This window comes from Streptomyces sp. Ncost-T10-10d (genome assembly GCF_900091955.1).
Lineage (GTDB): Bacteria > Actinomycetota > Actinomycetes > Streptomycetales > Streptomycetaceae > Streptomyces.
The window spans coordinates 1-19,885 of the sequence record NZ_FMDF01000086.1 but is presented as its reverse complement, the minus strand read 5'-3'; the positions used below and the strand labels follow the sequence as shown (position 1 = coordinate 19,885).

Sequence of the window (19,885 nt, the reverse complement as noted above, 5' to 3'; positions counted from 1 at the left end):
ACCGCTCGACCGGTGGCTACCACAACGGGTGTCCGTCCTTGGCCTCGATGATGCTGCGCTCGGGCAGCACCTCATGGGCCAGTACGGGGTCCGCGGTGGTGACGACGATCTGCAGCTCGTTTTCTTCGGCGACCGCGGCCAGCTCCTTCAGCAAGGTGAGCGCGTCGAGATCCTGGACTTCTTCGGCCTTGGGGCTGTCGATCAGTACCAGCCCGGGGTGGGTGGAGACGCTGTGCGCGGCTCCGACCCGCAGCAGTGCGATGACGACCGCAATCCGCAGCCGCAGCCGCTCTCCGGCGCTCTGCTTGCTGAACCAGTCCTGGGACGTGCCGTCCTTGATGACCTTCAGCCGTCCCGCACGGTCGATTTCGACGGCCTCGAGTGACACGATGCCGAATCGGTGACCCAGTTCGGTGATCTCCTGGTTCAGTGCTGCGAACAGTGTGCTGCCGCTGCTGCGGCTGTCTTCCTCAAGAACCTTCGCCCCGCACTTGAGGATCTTCACGGTCGAGCTCTCCTGGCGCACCGAGGCCGGGGCGGCCTTGGGTAGAACGCTGAGCGCCCCTTCCCAACGCAACACGTCCTCACGGGCCTGCACCAGGGCGGGCAACCGGGCCGCGGATTCGGCAGCGCGCAGCTGCCCTTGAGCGGATGACAGTTCCTCGGTTCGCTTTGCCAGTGCGGCCTCTGCCCTCTCGAGCGCGTCCCTGGCTGCCTTCTCCGCATCGATACTGGCCACCAGCCGTTCCTTGGCCTCGGTGATGACGTCCTCGGCAGCTTCGTCATTGCTGGCCTCGACCGGACGGTCGCACACCGCGCACGCGTGCACGCTGCGCTCGCGTTGCCGTCTCTCGTCCTCGATGTCCTTGTCGCACCTGGGACACGCGGTGGGGTTCAGCCCGTGGAACAGCCTCCTGGCCACGGCGCTCTCACTGACATCGTTAAGGATCTTGGCATCGCGCTGCCGGACGGTACGAGCCTGCCGGTGAGCGGCCATCAGCTCCTCCCACCGCTCCTGCTCATCGGCGACGCCGTTGGCCAGTGCGACGGACCGGGCCGCCAACTCTGCCAGCGATGCCCTGGGGCCGTCGCCCGCAGCGCTGAGCGCATTGAGCCGTGTACGAGCCTCACCGAGTTTGGTTTGCGCTTGTTCCCGCTGCTCACGTACGGACTGCGCGAACGTGTCCGCCGCCGCCCACTTGGAGCGCTCCTCGGTGGCGCGCAGATCCTGAGCCGTTTTGACCCGCGCCAAGGCCGCGGTTGCGGGCAGGTCGAGGAATACCTGCAGCAGTCGTCCCGGCAAACCAGCGATCGACTGGTCTCCGAGCAAGACCTTGTCGCCACCAGCTGGCAAGTAGAGAGCCCCGTAGTAGGCCGGCCAGCCGTGTGTCTGCGTAGAGGTGCCCTTGACGCTGTTGACCAGCGGCTGCAGATCCAGCCGGTCCATCATCAGCGCCTGGACCTGCTCTGTGAAGCTGGCCGAGTGTGAGGCGCGCAGCAGCGGGACGATCCCGTCCTCCGGGACAGACAGGCGTGTGCCGGCCAAGCGGTCCACGTCGGGGCCCGCCAACACGAGCGCCGAGGCGATCTCCCCGTTCTCCAGGTCGAGACGGAACCCCAGGGGCTGTCCCGCCACCACGACATCTAGATCCAGGTGGCTCAACCAGCGCCGCACCCCAGTCTGAAGCTCCCGCGGGGCACCACGCAGGCACCACGTCACCAGTTCCAAGACGCTGGTCTTGCCCCGGAGGTTGGAAGCCACCAGCGCGGTCACGCCGTCGTTGAACCTGATGGTGGAATCGAACTTCCCCGGCGCGACCGCCCCCGTCCGCAGGCCGGCGACCCGAAGCCTCCGCAGCCGAAGTGCCCTGGGCCGCGCTGGTGTACTGACCAGCGGTAGACCGTAGGTCGCGAACACGCTGCGGACTTCGTCCTCGGTTGTCTCGGCCAGGGCCGCGATCCGCGACTCCAGCGATGTGGCGGCTTCCATCACGCCGCCCCCGCCCCGGATGCGGCCGCCGAACGCCGGAACTCGGCGAGCCGCGTGCGGGCTCGCGCGCTGACCGAACCGATCCGCTTGCCGCGCTCTGCCTGCGCGTACTCATGCTGCAGATACTGTCGTGCCTTCAACCCGCTTCCCCCCAACCCATCCGCCAGGTCGATCACCAGGCGGACCCGTTCGACGTAGTACGCGAATTCCGGTGCCTGCCCCACGATGTCGCGCGCCACCGTCCGTCCTTGCCCGAGCAGGAAGTAGTCGTGCTGGCGGATCCGATTGACCGTGCCGCGGCGGCGAACTGCGATCAGCCCGGCACTGCGCAACACCGCCAACGCGTCGTCGAGCGGCTCATAGGCGCCGAAGTGGTGTCGCAACATCGGGTAGCGGCGTACCTCCGGCTCCTCGGAGTCCAAGATCCTGGCTGCGTGATCGAGCAGCGGCGGTTCGGCGCTGCTCTCGTAGTCGTTGAGCAACTCGTCAGCCAGGTAGTCCGGGTTGCGCAGCCAGAAGTCCAGCTTCTGCAGCCGGACCTGGGAACGGACCACCCCCACCGAGCTCTGCAGTCGAAGATCGTCCAGATCCGCGCTATTTGCTGGCTCGCATGCGCCGTCCAAGAGAAGCAGCACCCGAACGGCGTCCTGCTCCCGGCTTGTCACCGGCCTCTCGTCCCCTTGAGCGGCAGCCTCATCGTGATCCACCTGCGTCAGCGTAGCGAAGCGTATCTGGATACGTACACAGTGCAGACTGCCTCTCTCTTTGGCCGAGGCTCACCTCGATTGAGGTGCCGATGGTCCTTCGTCAGCGGGTGTGAGGCCGATGGCGGTGAGGAGGCGTCGCTGGTCGGGGTGGAGGGTGTGCCAGTTGGTGTGTTGGGTGGTGAGCCAGTGGCGTTCGCTTGCTGTCCAGCGTCGGCCTTCGTTCATGGTTGAGCGGATGCGGGTGTAGGTGTGTTGCCAGCTGATTCGCCAGGGTGGGTTCCAGTAGGGGTCGAGTGCTGCCAATTCCTGTTCGTGGGGCCAGGGTTGGTTGGTGCGGCGGAGGTGGGCTTTGGCGCGTTTTCGTTGCTCGTACAGCCACCAGCCGAGGGGAAAGCCGTCGTGTTCGGCGTCGTAGTGGGCGGTGCCGAGTCCGCAGTGGGCGTGTGCGTAGGAGCGGGCGTAGGGGAGTCCTCCGTCGATGGAGGAGGAGACGGTGGTGGGGCGCGGTTGGCCGGCGCCGGTGTGGGGGCGCTTGCGCGGCTCGTGCTGGGGTCGGGCGGTGCGCGCGTCGGCCTCGGTGATGCCGAGGTCGGCTAGGAGCTGCTGCTGGCCCGGGTGGAGGCTGGCGTAGTTGATGCATTGGGTGAGCAGCCAGCGGGTGGCGCTTGGCGGCAGGCAGGGGAAGCCCGCCGGCGCGTGCAGGGTGTGGCCGCGGGTCTCGGTCCTGACGGTGTGATAGGCCATCTGCCACGGCAGGCCCCAGGGCGGGTTCCACCAGGGGGCGATGGTGGTGAGGGCTTCGACACGGTCGCGGGGGAGGCGGTCGTTCGCTGCTCGCTGACGCTGGGTGGCGAGCCATGAGCCGAGTCGGTAGCCGTCGTGGCGCGCGGTACGTGATGCGGCGAGGTGCCCGTGGTGGGCGGCGAAGGACCGGGCGTGGCCCAGGCCGGTCTCGAAGGACGCCTGCTGGGTGATGCGGCGGGGCCGTGCGCGGCGGGCGTTGGCGGCGGTGATGCCGAGGCGCGCCAGCATGTGCCGCTGGCCGGGGTGCAGGCTCTGGTAGGCGGTGCACTGGGCGTAGAGCCATTGTCCGGTCCAGTCGGGTGTGCCGGGGAATCCTCGTTGAGGGATGAGTTCGAGGCCGTCCTCGACGAGCTTGCGCGCAGCACGGTGGTTGATCTGCCAGTCCGCGCTCCAGGGTGGGTTCCACCACGGGTCGAGGGCGGCCAGCAGCGGACCTGCCGGGTAGGGGGAGGTGAACTTGCTGGCGTGAAGGTTGGCTTGTCGCCGTTGGCGGCTGAGCCATGCGCCGATGGGGAAGCCCTCGTGCCGGTCGGTGGGCGCGGTGTTGAGGTCGCCATGGAGTGCCGCGTAGGAGCGGGCGTAGTGGAGCCCGGTTTCTAGGGAGGGCTTGTTGGTGGCGGGGTTGGGGCGGGCGGTGGTGGCGACCTGCTCGGTCAGGCCGATGGCTGCGAGCTGGCGGCGCTGCTCCACCGCGAGCCCTGGGTAGGTCGCGCACTGGGTATACAGCCATTGGCCGAGTTCGTCGCCGAAGCCGGTGAAGGCATTCTCGGGGTCGAGGACGTGGCCGCGGCGGACCAGGTCGAGTACCGCGTAGCAGGCGCGCTGCCAGTCGGGCGGCCACGGTGCGGCCCACCAGGGGTCCAGGCCGGTGAAGACCTGCGCGATGGCGGGGTCTGCTCTGCCTCGTCGGGCGCGTACCCGCAGATTGGCCAGCACCTGGCCGATCGGGTAGCCGTCCTGGGTGTCGGTGGACCGGGCACACAGGTGGCGGTGCTTCTCCCAGTAGATGCGTGCCTGGTCGAGGTATTCGGCGCGGATGTCCTCCATGCTGCGCGCTCGTCGGCGTGCGTGCTGGGCGTCGTGGGGCGTGATGCCGATCTGGCTCAGCAGCTTTTGCTGTTGGGGGTGCAGGGCCTCGTATCTCAGGCACTGCTGGAACAGCCAGGTACCGAGGTTCTCGCTGAAGTCGTCGAAGCCCTCCCGTGGCCTGATCACGGTGCCGGATGCGACCTGTCGGTGGGCCCGCAGGTAGAGGCGCTGCCACCGGGTGCTCCAGGGCGGGTTCCACCAGGGGTCGAGGGCTGCGAGCGCTCTGCTGCGCTCGGGAGCGAGTTTCGGTCCTGCGGCGCGCTGGTTGGCAAGCCACAGGCCGAGCTTGACGCCGTCTTTCTGGTAGCCGGAGGGAATGCACAGGTGGCCGTGGTCGGCGGCGAAGGCCCGGGCGAGGGCGAGGCCGCGGGCGAATCCGTGCCCGGCGTCACCGGGGTCCTCTTCGGGCTCGGTGGTCGTGGTGCTGCGCGCTGTCGTACCGGGGGGTGCGGGCGGGGTGCGGTAGGCGGGCGGGATCCACCACATGCTGGTCGTCGTGGTGCGTTGGTCGGCGCGGGAGCGCCAGCAGGCCTGCAGCCATGCGGTCAGTGGTCCCGAGTCGGTGGCGGCCAGTGCCTCGGCGAGCCAGGGGCGTCGCAGGCGGTGGGCAAGTTCGCGGGTGAAGTTGGGGGTGTCGGCGGGCACGTGTGGCTGGTGGTTGCCGGCGTCGTTCAGGACTTGGCGCTGCCAGAAGCGGCTGGCCAGCAGACCGGCGAGGGCGACAGTCTCGGGGTAGGTGACGATTTCCCAGGCGAGGTGGGGCGGGAGGCCGGTGTTCTGGTTGGCGGCGGCGAGCTGTTCCAGGCGCCGCGGCCACTCGGTGTCCCGGGGCCGTTCGGCGTCCCGCCAGGTCGTGGTGATCGCCTGCGCGACGGGGAAGGCCTCGGCGATGAGTTCGCGGCGGCCCAGGAGCGTCGTGTGGCGGCCCTGGGCCCGGATGACCTGCGGCAGTCCGGCCAGGCTGAGCTGCCGAGACGCAGGCAGCGCCGAGTGGTCGTCCTGAGTGGCCAGGAGCCAGGCATGGTGGCGCACGCAGACGCGCTGGTGGACCGCCGTGTACAGCCGCGCGGGCTCGGCCCGCCCGGTACATGCGGCAACGCAGCGTGTGCACGCGGCCGCGGTAGGGGGGATGGAAGCGGCACCGTAGAACGTGGCTGCCGGCCCGGCGTCGTAGCGCCCGACCGGCTCGAGCTGCGTCCAGGCGGGCAGGGCGCGCTCCAGATGCTGCGGCGGCACCGCGCACAGCGCCGCGAAGCGATCCCGCGCGTCGGCGTTGAAGTACACCTCGCCGTCCGCGATGAGGGAGGACATGGGCTTGCGGTTGCCGAAGGCGAAGAACTCGGCGATCAGGTCGTAGGCGGTGGTGTGGAAGCGGCCGGCCAGACGCTCGATGAACGACAGCGTCGTCTCCCGGGCCAGGGGCCGCACGCCGCCTCCGGCACACGGGGCCGCAGGGAACAGCGTGGACGAGGGCAAGCCCGCTGCCGGCCGCGTGGGGCTGAGCCGCCCGGCGACAGGCCGTCGCGCGGTCACCGCCTGCTCCGCGTGGGCCGGGCGAGGCTGCGCCGCGGCTTGGGCACGGTGGGGGCGAGCAGCTGTTCTTCTGCGCGCAGGTCCAGCTCGCACCGCTCGAGTGACTCCTTCGTGATGCGCTGGGAGCCGTCCAGGATCGCGGCCGTGGCCGCCTTGCGGATGAGCGAGACGAGGGTGCCCATCACACCCCCGGTACGCCTGTGCAGGTAGGCGGCCAGGCGGGGGAGTGTTCCCCGGCGGTGGTCGTGCAGCCGCAGTGCGCTCTCCAAATCGGTGACCAGCTCCAGCCAGACCTGCTTTTGGCTCTCGGTCCCGTACGGCAGCGGGTCGTTGCGCAGCAGCTGGAAGCGCCCGGCGATCTGCTGCCCGCGCGGGCCGACCAGCAGCGGGGAGTCCTGCACGTCGACCCCGGCGAAGACGAACGTGGCGGCGATCCGCTCGCCCAGGTGCTTGATCTGGTCCGAGGTCTCGGCACCGGCGCGGGTGCGGGTGTCGAGGAGGTGGATGTCATCCACCAGGACCAGCTGCGCGCGCAGTTCGCTGAGCTTCGCGCACACCAGGTCGGTAATCTCCGCCTGGTTCATACGGCGCAGCAGCGGCAGCCCCAGGAACCGGGCGAACTCGGCGACGAGCATCTTGGGGGTTGAGGCGGGCGGCACGGCGACGAACACCACCGGAAGGCGTACGCCAGCATCGGGGTGCTTGCGCCGGTCGGCCAGTTCGAAGATCCGGCCCAGCTCCATCATGGTGGTCGTCTTCCCGGTGCTCGGGGGGCCGGAGACGATCAGCCCGCCCCTGGCCGTACCCCTCTGGCGGCGGTTGACGTGCAGCAGCAGCTGCAGCTCCCTCGACACCTTCGTCATGACCGGGGTGGTCATGACGACGAACTGCGAGTGGTGGTCGAGTTGCTGCTCCACCGTCCACAGGGAGCTGTCGGCCGCCGGTTCCAGGGACAACGGCGGGCTGTCGACGTAGTCGCGCCAGCCCACCCAGGTCGTGATGGGCTTGAACGCGTCCTCGTCGTCAGCGGCGATCTCTACTACAGCCATCGGGCGGCCTCCTCATGGGGATTCAGCAGACGGGACGCACGCGCGGAAAGGACCTGCGCCGTGGCTGCGCCCGGGGCGTCCTCTCCGTCGACCTCGTCGTCGTCTTCGCCTTCGTCGTAGCCGAGGACGAGGTCCTCATCCGGTTCCGCCGGCTGTTCTCCCGGCGGCCCGGCCTGCACAGGTGGCGCCGCCGCATCCGACGGCGCGTCCGCATCCCTGGGGTCGGGGCGGCGCAGCGCGACGGCCTGTCCGGCGGCGGCCCGCGCGGCCAGGGTGCGCTCGCGGCGCGTACCCTCCCCGGCGCCCGCCCGCCGAAGCAGCGCGTCCAGCGCTCTGGCCAGGGCCAGTTCATGGGCGTCGCGGTCGCTCGCGCGGGCCACCGTGGCGCGCACATGGCGCCAGGTGTAGTCGGTGAACGGCAGGCTGACCTCGGTGGCGTGGATCCACGGAACCTCCACGAAGCCCTTCGGCAGCCGCACCCAGATCCGCGCCGGGTCGTAGGGGTTGTAGTGGACTTCCCACCGCTGCGCCTCACCTGTGCCGTAGACCGTGCGCCGCCTGAAACCGTTCAGCGCCTTGCCGTCGTAGGTGCGGTAGTCGAAGCGGATGCCGTAGTCGTTGATGACCTGCCAGCGCACCGGCAGCAGCTCGATGTGGCTGTCCGATGTAGGCGGCACCGGAACGTAGCCCGTGACGCCCACGAGCGCGGCCCACATCTCGATGGGGGACAGCGCCAGGTGGGGCAGCAGCGGGTGCCGCAGCGCGGAGTGCTTGCGCGCGTGCCAGCCGGCGACCATCCACTCGTCGAGGAAATCCTGCAACTGCGGCAGCGTCCAGCAGGCCTCGTCCTCCACACCCGAGCCGCGCTCGGTGGTGTTCGACCCGGTGTAGCCGGCGACGTACTGGCAGAATCCGTGATTGATCGACTTGAAGGTACGCTCCACATGGCCCTTCGCCGGACCGTTCGCCGGCGGCACCGGCTGCAGCGACACCCCCAGGGTCTCGCACGCGGCCAGGAACGAGGCGGATACGAACACCCTCCCCTGATCCACGACCACCGTCTCGGGGACTATCACCGGCCGCGCGGCAGCCCCCTCCAGTCGCTCATCCAGGCTCAGCAGCCGCTCGTAGGGCACCACCGACCGCTGCATCGCCAACACGGCACCCCAGCCCGGGCGCATCCGCATCGGCGCGACCATCTCCGCCAGCAAGACAGCCGCGTCCACCGTGCTACTTCCCGGCGGTCTCAGCACCGCTGCGCAGATCGCCCGCGTGGCCACATCGATCGCGATCGTCAACTCCGGCCGGCCGATCACCCCGTCCGCCATCACCGCGAGCACGTCCAGCGGCGTGCTGTCCATCATCACCAGCTCACCCGGCCGCAGCGCCACCGTCGCACCGAACGGCGGCTCAGGACGCGAGGCGTGCCAACGCTGCTGCACCGCGCTGCCCAGCACCCCCTGACCGTCCCCGAGCGCGTGCACCAGCCGGTTGAACGTCGACTGCGGCGGCACCGCCACCACCCCCGGACCGTACAGGTCCTCCAGCAACCACCGAACCCGGTCCCGCAGCGCGCTCAACGTGCCCGTCGACCTGCCCCGCTGCTCCTCAAGGACAGCCCCCACCGCCTCCACCACCCGCGGATCGGCCCGGCCCACCGGCGACCTGGGACGGGTCGTACGCTGATCCACCAGCCCCCACACGCCCCGCTCCCGGTACCGCGCCCGCATCCTGCGCACCGTCGCCATACTCGTCGGCACACCCGCCCCGGTCAGCTCCGCAGCCTTCGCCGCCTCCCGCTGCGCCATGGTCCGTGTCGCAGGGTCGTACTGGGGCCGCGGCGCCTCGCCGCCTGGCTCCGTGGTGCCGGACTCGACCTCCCGCACGTGCCGCTCCCAGGCCAGGGCGTGGTCCCGGACGTGGTCGGGGAGCGCGTCCAGGAGTGCCAGCGGCGCCACCACGGGCCGATCAGCTCCCACGACCTCGAAGCCGGGATCGGTGACGAGGTGGGGGAGCGCCACGGCGGCGACCGCGCCCGTGCCCGTCTCCAGCAGCCGCGCACTGGCTCCTTCCAGGACGGCGACGTTCCAGGTGCGCCCGTCCCAGCGGATCTGATCGCCGACGGTGAGCCTCAGGCGCGTCACGCGGTCACCACCGGTCCGGTCCGGACGCTGACCGCGACGACCCGTTCGTGCAGCGGCCGGTCCAAGGGGGCGCTGAGCGCTCCGCTCCACAGGGCGTGGAAGACGGCCGGCCACACCTCGATGGGATCCCCGAGCCGCTGCACTCCTTCGACAAGAGGCCGGGGCCGGGCGAAACACGCCGCCATCTCCTCCATCCGCCCGGGTTGCGCGTTGCGAGGGTGGCGGAACCCGGCCAGCCACCGCACGTTGGCGGCGAATATCCGGTCCGGAACCGCAGCGATGCGGTGGCGCCAGCCCACCGCCTGCGCTGCCGCGGCCATCACAGGCGCGTAGTCGGCGATCCGCTCGGAGACGCCGTCGCGGCCCGCGCAGTCGACCAGTAGACCGCTGCCGTCGGCAAGGCGCGCCATCAGGTGCGGTGTGTGGCACGCCGGTTGGCCGTCGTGCCCAAGCCACGCCAGCTCCACCGGGCTGCAGGCCAACGCCACCACCTGCGGGTCATGGTCCAGCAGCATCACCTGCGTGCGCATGGCCCCAAACCCGTAGTGCACCAGGCGCCCGGTCGTGGCCGACCACCACCAGCCCGGTGCCACCCGGCGCCCGCGCCGGGCAGGGAAGGTGCGCACTGCCGCGGACTCCTCGAGCACGACCTGACCGGCCGCCCGTGGCCAGGGCAGTCGCCGCACTCGCCCCCCGGCGTCGACGATCCGTGCCTCGAACCGCTCAGGTACGCCGACCCCACCGTCCCGAAGCGGGAAAACCTCCATGACCACCCCTCGCACTCAGTGGATCTGTCCACTGCTCAAGTCCAATGGCTCATCGCCGGGTTGCGATTTTGGTCCGTGCGTCACCGGCCGCCAGTGATCGCGGCCCGCAATCCGTCGAACGGGTGAACGTGGACAGTCTCTGGCGGCAGGGCCGCCGCTGAGCTGGTATACGCCCACGCATCAGCCTGATCGCGGAGGCGACCGCCCTCCTGCCCGCGGCAGAGCCGCCCACCGCCACGCCACCTGTGTCTGCCCCGCGCCGGCCTCTGGCCAACCGATGGCTCAACCTGCCCGCCCTGACCACGCTCACCGCTTTCGACTCCGCCACCCGCCCCTGCCAGTGCACCCCGCCCATGGCCGAAGACCGGGACTTCTTCGCACCCGTCCTGCCGGCCATCACCGAAGCGGAGGTAGCCCACCGACTGCACCGTGCCACCGCGCACCCCCACCTGGCAGCCCAGCTCGCCACTGCCATTTTCACCGCAGCGTCCACCACGCAACTGGCCACTGCCCACGTCCGTGATCTCGCCCCGGACGTCTCCACCATCACCCTTCATGACGACGGACGGCGCCAGGGCTGCATGACCCACCACGTCCCTGCCTGGGCGCGCCCCCTGCTGCTCGCCGCCGTGTTCGTGTGGCGTATCGCCTCTGGGACGGGCGGGCCGCTGTTTACCGACCCGATGTGCAGTACCGGTCTGCCCTACCTGGCGGACTTCGCCGAGAGCTGCAAGCTGCGCCCGCCCCAGCCGCCCCGGCCCAAGCGACGCAAAGGCTCACGTGCCCCGGCGAAGCCACCGGAGACGATCTGGCCGTTCAGCCCCGCCCACTACGGCCTCTCCTGGGCGATGCGAGAACCAGATCTCATGTATGGCTGTCCTCACCCGCCGCCCCATACTCGGCGGACCACCGCCGCTTACAAGAAGGGGTGGCCACCGCCGGACTACGGGCCCCGCCGGCGCTCTTGCTGAACTCTTTCTGTGCCTCGCGAAGTACGGTTCCTGTGAGTGTGCTGCCCCACGGGAGCGAAGGAGAGACGCCTCTGCTGTCTGGCCGACGGGCCTCTGCTATCCGGTCCGGTTGCGTTGGCGCCAGTCGGGGTCGAATCGGGGTGCCGGGCGCGCCGGCGGGTCGCTCTGGTCACGGTCGTTGAGCGCCATCATGCGGTCGAGCAGCCACAGCATGCGCACAAAGCGAACCAGTGCCAGCGCCATGGACGCCTCGAATACGAAACGCGCCGAGTGGGAATCGCTCTTGTCGTCCAAGCCCTGCGCGACGAGGCAGCCCATGCAGACGAGGGCGGTGGCGACGAGCAGGGCCTTCCAGTTGCGGCGCAGCTCGCTCTGGTAGTGCCGCCGCACCGCACGGATCCGTTCTCCGTTGCTGGACAGGTAGAGGGAGATCGCGATTGAGCTCAATCCGCCGATGGCGGAGACGACACCTGCGGCAGTTCCGTACAGAGAGACACGCTGCTCGGACTCGATCCAGGACAGCCAGTCACCCCGCCCCCAGAACCGCACTGCCACCACATGCCCGGACACCAGTAGGAAGGCGAGCGCATAGTCCCACCACACCGCCTCGGACCATCGGTCGACGAGAGACTCCCGCACGCTCACGCACCGCCCCCTATCGCATGTCAGCCCAGGTCAGCCCCCACCGCTGCCCGCAGCTCGCCCTCGTGCTCGGCCGCTACGTCAAGGATCGCATCCACCGCTGACAAGATCCGGATGGAATTCCCGTCGTCGTCGACCGCGGAGACCCGCCGCTTCGCCGTGATGTGGTGTTCCGTAAGCTCCACCAGACGGCTGCGCTCGGCACCGTCCGGCTCCGCGAACACCAGCCTGGCCCGGGCACGATCGGCGGCCCCGGGAGCCACCGGGGCGATATCCCTCAGATCATCCAGCAGCGACTGACGGTCCTCATCCCGCCCCTTTCCTCGCGGCACACTGATGATCATCGTGACGTTGATGTCGCCGTAGGCTTCCTGCGCCTGACGCAGGAAGCTCGCCAGCCGGCCGGTGCGGCCTCGCAGCGCCGAAGCCTTGTGGTTGCCGATCTTGATTTCGATGCGAGAGGCGCCCTGCGCGGTGCCCAGCCGCTCGATCTCGGCCTTCGATAGCACCGGTCGGATAGCCAGCCGCGTGTCAGGAAACAGGTGCAGCTCATTGAGCCAGTTCTCCAGCCCCTTGTGGGAAGGGGCCGAGACGGAACCCTGCATGATGCCCACCACGTTCCCGAACGGCAGGAAACAGATCGCAGACGTGTCGACGAAACCGCGGCTTGCGTTCTGCTCGAGCTCACGCCACTCGCCAGTGTTCCAGTCCATCATGCTCAGCCACTCGGTGGCGTCCTTCACCCGGTGAAGCAGCAGGTGGTCCTGACTACGCGCGGTGGCCACCGAACCGACCAACGTCATCTCTTTGTCGACCATCCGCTCCTGAACGGAAGCTGTGGCCAGATCGGCCAGGGCCTTATCCCATTCCATGAGAGGGACCCGTGTCTGTTCCCCGGAGCTGCTCGAGACGATCTCGAAGAAGGCGATCGTACGCTCGGGCATGCGTCGGATGGAGGCCACCGCGTCTCCTCGGTCAATGCACGCTGACTGTCATGAGACAGGAAGTGAACAGACGCGCGTGCGGGCTCAGATGGGCATATGACGCTAGCATCTCGACTCGCCCAAACGGCCTACAGAGCATCACCGCCCCGAATCTGTCTGCCGCGGACACTCGTCCGAAGCGGCTCGTCTCGCCCGGATCTTCTCCTCCATGGGACGCTGGCGCCGGGAGCAGGGCATGGTTGTGGGCCCACCAGGGCGGTAGCGGCCATCAGGCTTGCTGCCTCGCCATCCTGCGAGCGAAGGCAAAAAGGGGACTGACGCTCGAACAAATGATGCCCTCATACCCGTGACCATGAACGAGGCAAGGCGACTGTTCAACCGCGTCTCCTCTCCCGTACGCCACACAGTCCGGCATGCGTTCGCCTGGTCCTTATGGTGCAGAAAAACCCAAGCCCGCGCCCGCGCCAGCCATTTCAAGCGACGAGGACATCACGGAGTGTCGTTGCAGTACTAGAGGTGCGGTGGATCTCGGGTGAGGAAAAGGTGTGGCTGCGGTGTCGTACGCGGCGGCTACGGTGCTGTCATGGCTGCACACTCCCAGGGCCCGAACGGGCTGGTTCCTGTCCACGTTGCTGTTCACAATCCCGCGGAAATGTCGGAGCCCGATCCGCAGGCGGCCGACTATGCGAGCCAACTCTTCGCGGCCTCAGCCAAGTACGCGGACATCTCCTGGAGCGAGGCGGGAGCCGAGCCGCGCTGGCTCGGTATGGACACCAGCACCTGTGCAGCGGCCATCAACCCGAGCCACTATTTCAGCCGGGGCGCGGACGAGTTCGAGCGGTTCTTGTCCGGGGCGGCCTCGCGCGGCGAGCCCGCGCTGATCATCGCCACGATGGGCAACGTGAGCGATGCCGGCCGCCGAAACGTCTTCAGCCCCTACAACGCCAGTGTGGACTTCCACAACTTCACCGGCTCGATCGCCGGGAAGCGCCTGCTCGCAGGGGCGGAGGTCTCTCTGGCTCCCGATCTGGACGCGGCCGACCGTGACCTGGGCCTGCGGCTGCGGAACCGCCCGGCCGACGCCCCGTGGTGGGCCATGGCTCTGCAGGCGACCGGATTCGAGGGCCCTCAAGGGACTACCGTCCACGAGCCCGAAGGGGAGCTGGTGCCGATCCTGGTGGACAGCCTGGGCGAGCCGGTCGTTGCCCGCTGGACGCCCAGTAACGGCCAACAGGTCTGGTACGTAATCCCTGACGCAGTCGACTGGGGCACCATCGTCGACTGGATAGTCCAGCGGGCCCTGCCCGCGCACGTCCCGGCCGCGCTGCGCCGCGTCCGCTCCCCGCACAGCATCGACGCCGACCTGGAGACAGCCGCAGAGACGAAAGCCCGCGTCGCCCTCGAGGAACTGGAGCACCGCTACAGCGACGACAAGGCCCGCTTCAAGGCCGACCTCGAACGGGCGCGGCAGGAAGCCGAACCCGTACGGTCCGGGCTGCTGTACGGCAGCGGCGGCGAACTGGCCGACGCGGTTGCCGTCGTGCTGCGCGCCGCCGGGTTCTCCGTCACCGATCTGGATGCGGAGCTGGGCGCCACCAAGTCGGCGGACCTGCTCGCCGTGCTGGATCAGGAGACATGCCTGATCGAAGTGAAATCCGCATCCGGCCCAGCATCGGAGAGGCTGGTCTCCGACCTTCGACGGCACCTGGAGACCTGGCCCCAGCTCCGCCCCAACCGGCCGGTCACCTGCTCCGCCTTGATAGTCAACCATCAGCACCGGCTCGACCCCGCCCGACGCCCCACCGAGGTGTACCAGCGCAAAGAATTCGTCGACACCCTCAACTTCCCGGTGCTCACCACCGGCCAGCTCTTCGACTGGTGGCGCGCTCAAGACTGGTCGGCAGTGCGGACCGCCGTGCTCGGACGCCCCCACCCCGGCCAGATCAGCAAGCCGTACACGGCACAGAGCACGGCGAGCTCCCCCCGGCAGCGCAGGTTCTGGTTCCGCTCGGGTGGTGCCAACTCCGCGTAGCGGAGGAACCGCCGACGATCCCGATGCTGTCCCCCTTGGGCTGAGTCCTCACCTAAGGGGTGAGGCGGGAGAGTCCCGCCGGATAGAGGTACCGCTGTGATCGTTCGACTCGTGGGCGGCCCGCTCGGTGGTCGTGAGCTGTTGACCACCCCGGGCGCGTGGGCTGGGGACTGGCTCACCGCCGGTGACGCCGACTGGGGCCTGTACGTCGCCGTGCACCGCGACCCGGTGACTGGCGTCGTCCTGGCGGAGATCCAGGCCACCGCACCGCACCGCGCCGCCGGTAGCCGCCCCGAACCGTGGGTCGGCGCCACGGGACCGACGAGGCGGGGCGCCCTGGCCCCTACGGACAACAGCGGTTCCAGGCTTCCTCGCCTGGGGCCGCTGCTCGCATTCGATCGGCACCGCATGCCGCCGTCAGGAGAGGCGTGCGGCGAGCAGTACGGCGTCGTCGTGTCGGAGATTGCCGAGGGCCTTCAGCGGCACGTCGATCAGGTCTTCGAGCGACGGCAAGGTGGGATCGGCGGCGGTCTGTGCCTCTGACAGGCTCGTAGCCAGACGGGCGAGGCCGGGATCGAGGCCTTCAGTCGGTGACACGATCACTCCGTCTGTGAGGAAGAAGAGCGTGTCACCCGGGTTCATTTGGACTGTGATTGTCTCGCAGGCATCTGCCGCCAGGCCGATCGGTATCCCCGTCGGCATGTCCAGGATGAAGCCGGTGCCGTCCCTGCGCAGCAGGAAGGGCGGGATGTGGCCGGCACTGGAGATGGAGAGTAGGCGGGTGTCGGTTTCGTAGACGGCGCAGACGCAGGTTGCGAGCTGATCTCCCATCAGGCGCTGTGCTTGTTCGCTAAGCCGGTTCAGTGCCTCGTGGGGAGGCAGACTGAGCTGAACCAACGCGTTGAGCTCGCTGCGCAGCTGGGCCATGAGAGCGATCGAGAGCATGGAGCCGCCCATCACGTCCCCCGCCGCGAGGGCCACTTTGGCGCCCTCCAGGGGGATCACGTCGAACCAGTCCCCGCCAGCCCGGCGGGGGTCACTCGCCGGTAGGTAGCGGCTAGCGATCTCGAGCCCGTCGATCTGAGGGATCTTCTGCGGTAGGAGTGCGCGCTGCAGGAGTTCGTGGATCTCCGCCTTCCGCTCTCTGGAGGTCTGAGGCCCCTGGTTCTGCTGGCCATCGCTCTCCTGGGCAGCACGCAGCCATACCTCGTACAGCACCTTCTGGTCCTCTTCGGGGCGACCGCCTGGCGCCTTGGAGGAAAGGACCTCAACCAACGCGTCGATCACTTTCCACTTCGGCAGCCGCTGGCTGCAGAACGCGTCGTGGATGGTGCTCCGGGAGATGCCGGCGCCTTTGAGCACCTGGGCGATCTCGGCAAGGCTTGGTCGCCCGGCCAGCAAATGCAGGCGATGCAGCGCCGCATTGAGTTCCCGGTGCGCTCCTACCAGCCCAGGCTTGCGGAGTTGCCCAGCGCGCCCCACCCTCGTGCCCCCCGTCGTCCAAAACCATCCGAATCCGTCCGAGAATCATGCCACCACGTACGACTGCGGAGGGAGCTGTCCGAAGACATCGGAATTCAACAGCGCGTCGTCCAGGGCGCCTTGGTCATCGGAGAAGGTCTTCGGCAACGACGAAACCCCGCTCCTGCAGGGGCGGCGCACGAAAGAGACCACGGTGACCTCAAAACGAACCTGGACGACCGACAGGACCCTTCAGCGGCTTGCACGCAGTGCGCTGTTCGCCCTAGTACGTGGAGCGGCAACGGCGGCTGGCACAACCTTGTTCGCCGCGCTCACCTGGTGGCTGGGTAACCGCTGACGGCGGTCAGAGCTACGGCGCCCGGGAGTTGACCACGCGGCCATGCTTTGAGGTCAGCGGTCCGCGCGGCTGGCTCGCGCCTGACACCGTTAGCGCCGCGGCGCGTTCCTGGGTTCGGGAACGCGCGTCTTGGCGAGAGATCTCGCTGCCTGCTACGCCCATTCCACTCCCAGCGTCCGCAGCGCTTCCAGCTGTTCCTGGGTGAGCTTGTCTCGCCTCGTGCGGGTGTTCGAGATCCATACGCCGAGCTTCACAACCGTCGGCTCCGTCTCGCCGTCGACCGCGATCTCCTCACTGTGGCCGCGTGGTACCGGCCGGTGGGCGCCTTCCCGTTCCACCCACTGTGCGAGGGCTGTCAGGCCGCGTTGGAATGCCTGCTGTGCCTTGCTCGGGCCCGCCGCGTGCTTGGTCGCAGGGGCGGGGGACGGAGCCTCAGTGGGCTGCACGCCCAGCTTGGTCAGTCGTTCCTGCTGCTCGGGGAGGAGCTGTGCCCAGGTGCCCGGTTGCTTCTGCTGCTTCAGCCATCGTCCGATGTCGTCGCCGTCGAAGGTCACGCCGGGCTGGATGTCGGGGAGGTGGCCGCCTGGTTCGTCGGCGGCGAGGTCGGTGAGGACGCGGTGGTGGCGCTGCCAGTCGAGTGGCCATGGGCAGTTCCAGTCCGGGTCGATCGCGGCCAGCTGCTTCGCGCGCTCCTCCGCCCGCTTCGGGTCCTTCCCGAGGCCGCCCTTCCGGCGCAGGTTGGCCATGTGCTGCCCGATGGGCACCATCGCCTCGCCCTCGCCCCACACGGCATCCTGGCGGGGCGCGAGGTGCCCGGTGGCCCGGCGGTAGGACCGGAGCGCGGCGAGCTTGTTCTCCCAGGCTTCCTCGCCCGGCTCCCAGACCATCCCGGCCTCAGGGGCGTCCAGCAGGGTTTTGCGCCGCTCCTCCAGCTCACCCGCCCGCAGCGCCTTCCTCTGCTGATGCACCCATCGGCCAAGCGGGAAATCCTTCGTGACCCCGAGTTCGACCTCGACGTCGTAGGGCACGGCGTGGACGCCGGTGATCTCGTTCTTCGCCCGCCACCGGATGAGGGCCTGGTAGCCCTCCAGCCAGACCAGGGACTCGGGCCGGTAGACCCGGGTCCGGAGGAACGCCGCGATGGTCGCCGCGTCGCGAGGGCTGGAGAAGTGGAGCAGCGCCGCTTCGGCGGCGGCCTGCGTGTCGTCCTGCTCCTGGCCCTCGCCCTCGCCGCCGGCCCCGACGATCTGGCCGTCTTCGTCGCGCCGGACGTGGACCTTGCGTTGCCCGCTGGTGAGTGCGCGGGAGGCGAGCTGCTCGACCAGGCGCTCATCATGCGAGCGCAGGCCCTGGAGGACGGCTACAAGGGGGCGGAACGATGCGCTGGCGACCATGTCGGTCGGGTCCTCGCCGGGTTCCAGGAAGACCGGCACGATGATCCGCGCGATCTTTGTGGAGCCGTCCTTGTTGAGGCGGAGCGCCCGGCCGATGTTCTGCACGATCTCCACTTGCGAGCCGCGGGTGTCGGCGAAGCAGACGGCCTCGACTCCCCGCTCGCCGGTGATGTCCACGCCTTCCCCGAGGACGCGAACGCTGGCGAGGAAGGCGCGGTGGACCCGGTGGCCGGTCGCGTCGATGCCGTTGGCGAACTGCCGCAGCACCTCACGCCGCTCGGTGACGAGGTGGTCGCCGCACAGCCACGCCGACCAGACACGGTCCGGGGGTACGTGGCGGTCGGCCTCCAGCTCGTAGAACTCCGCGTCGATCGACGACTTCGGCAGCCGGTCCGCGGCCGCCAGGTCGTCATCGGACGCGTCGTTGACGTAGAGCTCGGCTGCCGTTTCCGGCAGCTTGTCCGCGAACGCCTGTGCTTCTTCGACCTTCTGGTGGAACGTCATGACGGTGCGGAGGTTGTGCGCGGCAGCGTGCTCCAGGAGGGCGGTCTGCAACAGGGCGAGGCGCCGGCCCCGCTGCGCCTCCTCCGACTTCCCGAGGGCGGGCGCGGGGTCGCGGATCTCGAGGACGTCGATCTCGAAGCCTGCGAGGATTTCGCGCTCGATCGCCTCCGAAAGTCCGAGTTCGGACAGCCACGGCCCGTAGGTCTGGGAGTCCTGTCCCATCGAGGCCAGTTCGAGCTCCTGGCCGTCCTTGCCCTTCTGCGGCCGGGGCGAGGCCAGGATGCGAGGGGTCGCGGTGAGGTAGAGCCGGAAGTCGGCGGGGATGCGGGCGTTGTCGTGGATCGCTGCCCACGGCCGTCCGAGATCACCGGCGGTGCCGTGGGCCTCATCCACGATCGCGAGGTCGAAGCCTGCCATCCGCTGCCCGTACAGCCGCTCTCCGCCTGCCAGGGCGGCTTCCAGCGGCCCGCGAACGTTCCGCTGGCCCTCGGGTGCGTCGATGTCCTCGCGGTCTACCAGGGAGGCGTATGTGGCGAACACGACGACCGGCCCGGACCCGGCCCACAAGGCCAACTGGATCGGGTTGGTGGTGGTGCGCACCCCCAGCGAGTCGAGCACCGAGTCGTTCTCCAGCGAGCACACCGCGATCATCGGGGCCCGGTGGCCCACCAGGCGCCACGCCTGGGCGGTCTGCGCGAGCAGGTCCAGGGTCGGGACGGTGACGAGGATCCGGCCGTCCGCGAACGACTCCAGGGCGCACGCGGCGGCCGTGATCGTCTTGCCCGACCCGGTCGCGGATACGATCGTGCCCCGGGCCCCCTGAACGGGCACTGATGACCTTTCAGGGAATCCCACCCACTTCCGGAAACTCGACTTCTGGTCTACCTGGTGCTCCTTGAGATGAATTCCAGACACCTGCTGTCCCCTGACGACTAATTCGATATTTTCTCAGACATGCATCAGATGTGACCGCGGTGCACGATGGCGCGGACGGCAGCCTCGAACTCGCGCACCGCCACGCCGTGCTCGTCGCGAGCTGCAGACCAGGTCGATTCCTGCCCGTATGCATCCCGAAGCCGACCGTACGCGCCAATCAGACGGGATGCGTGGGAGCTGAGCTGTTCACTGCCAGGAGCCATGAAGAACTGGGTCGCTACTTCGTAGCGGAGGGGATCAGCGGGGGCCAGGTCTGCCACGGCCGCGCCAGTATCGGCTGCGTCGAGGATTTGCCCGCACAACCGGTTGTACATGGAGGAGAGCTGAGCGCTTACAGTGACGAGCCGAGCTACCGCTTCCTTCCGTTTCTCCACTCTACGTCGAACGAAGTCGCCCAGAAGGACTAGCGAACCGCCGAGGATAGCGCCAATCAGAGCTAAAAGGCTTTGCATGTGGGCCGCCCTAATGAACTGGAGGGTATCCTGCGTTTCCGCCAACGGTACATGCTGCATCAACCTGATGCACCCACTACACTGGAACCCGACACGGACGAGCAACCT

The 19,885-nt window shown here is 68.9% G+C and carries 13 protein-coding genes; 2 read left to right on the top strand and 11 right to left on the bottom strand.

Going from position 1 to position 19,885, the window contains the following annotated elements; all coding sequences use genetic code 11:
- Positions 1-16: 16 nt before the first annotated feature.
- The 6 genes from GA0115254_RS13110 to GA0115254_RS13085 form a co-directional block, all read right to left on the bottom strand.
- Positions 17-1,990, bottom strand: a complete 1,974-nt coding sequence (locus GA0115254_RS13110) for a hypothetical protein (protein WP_093895444.1) — start codon at positions 1,988-1,990, stop codon at positions 17-19.
- Entirely contained in the window at positions 1,990-2,697 is a 708-nt protein-coding gene (locus GA0115254_RS13105) for a hypothetical protein (protein ID WP_256102543.1), read from the bottom strand. Before GA0115254_RS13105 ends, GA0115254_RS13110 begins: the two co-directional genes overlap by 1 nt.
- 69 nt (positions 2,698-2,766) lie before the next feature.
- Positions 2,767-6,018: a helicase associated domain-containing protein gene (locus tag GA0115254_RS13100; RefSeq protein WP_093895442.1), complete on the bottom strand. Its 3,252-nt coding sequence runs from the start codon at positions 6,016-6,018 to the stop codon at positions 2,767-2,769.
- A 101-nt stretch (positions 6,019-6,119) separates the two neighbouring features.
- Entirely contained in the window at positions 6,120-7,172 is a 1,053-nt protein-coding gene (locus GA0115254_RS13095) for an AAA family ATPase (RefSeq protein ID WP_093895441.1), read from the bottom strand.
- Positions 7,163-9,316: a Mu transposase C-terminal domain-containing protein gene (locus tag GA0115254_RS13090; RefSeq protein WP_093895440.1), complete on the bottom strand. Its 2,154-nt coding sequence runs from the start codon at positions 9,314-9,316 to the stop codon at positions 7,163-7,165. The genes GA0115254_RS13095 and GA0115254_RS13090 overlap by 10 nt, the downstream gene beginning before the upstream one ends.
- Positions 9,313-10,083 carry a TnsA-like heteromeric transposase endonuclease subunit gene (locus tag GA0115254_RS13085; protein ID WP_093895451.1) on the bottom strand — a complete coding sequence of 257 codons (771 nt, stop codon included), beginning with the start codon at positions 10,081-10,083 and terminating at the stop codon, positions 9,313-9,315. Before GA0115254_RS13085 ends, GA0115254_RS13090 begins: the two co-directional genes overlap by 4 nt.
- Positions 10,084-10,328: 245 nt before the next feature.
- On the opposite strand from GA0115254_RS13085, the gene GA0115254_RS13080 reads away from it, so the two are divergent.
- Entirely contained in the window at positions 10,329-11,054 is a 726-nt protein-coding gene (locus GA0115254_RS13080) for a hypothetical protein (protein ID WP_093895439.1), read from the top strand.
- Between the two features lie 96 nt (positions 11,055-11,150).
- On the opposite strand, the gene GA0115254_RS13075 is transcribed toward GA0115254_RS13080, so the two are convergent.
- A complete protein-coding gene (locus tag GA0115254_RS13075; RefSeq protein WP_141720812.1) occupies positions 11,151-11,699 on the bottom strand; it encodes a hypothetical protein in 549 nt (182 codons plus the stop codon).
- A gap of 20 nt (positions 11,700-11,719) precedes the next feature.
- Positions 11,720-12,640, bottom strand: coding sequence for a DUF6731 family protein (locus GA0115254_RS13070; protein ID WP_256102542.1), 921 nt, complete (start codon positions 12,638-12,640; stop codon positions 11,720-11,722).
- A gap of 652 nt (positions 12,641-13,292) precedes the next feature.
- On the opposite strand from GA0115254_RS13070, the gene GA0115254_RS13065 reads away from it, so the two are divergent.
- Positions 13,293-14,672 (top strand): hypothetical protein, encoded by a 1,380-nt coding sequence (locus GA0115254_RS13065; protein ID WP_256102541.1) that lies wholly within the window; start codon positions 13,293-13,295, stop codon positions 14,670-14,672.
- A gap of 417 nt (positions 14,673-15,089) precedes the next feature.
- Here GA0115254_RS13065 and GA0115254_RS13055 read toward each other — a convergent pair whose 3' ends face one another.
- From GA0115254_RS13055 to GA0115254_RS44410, 3 genes are all read right to left on the bottom strand, one after another.
- On the bottom strand, positions 15,090-16,073 hold the full coding sequence (locus GA0115254_RS13055) for a PP2C family protein-serine/threonine phosphatase (protein ID WP_093895437.1): 984 nt from the start codon (positions 16,071-16,073) through the stop codon (positions 15,090-15,092).
- Positions 16,074-16,643: 570 nt separating this feature from the next.
- On the bottom strand, positions 16,644-19,304 hold the full coding sequence (locus GA0115254_RS13050) for a DEAD/DEAH box helicase (RefSeq protein WP_176740098.1): 2,661 nt from the start codon (positions 19,302-19,304) through the stop codon (positions 16,644-16,646).
- A 44-nt stretch (positions 19,305-19,348) separates the two neighbouring features.
- The coding region (locus tag GA0115254_RS44410) for a hypothetical protein (protein ID WP_218105535.1) at positions 19,349-19,885 on the bottom strand (537 nt) is incomplete at its 5' end.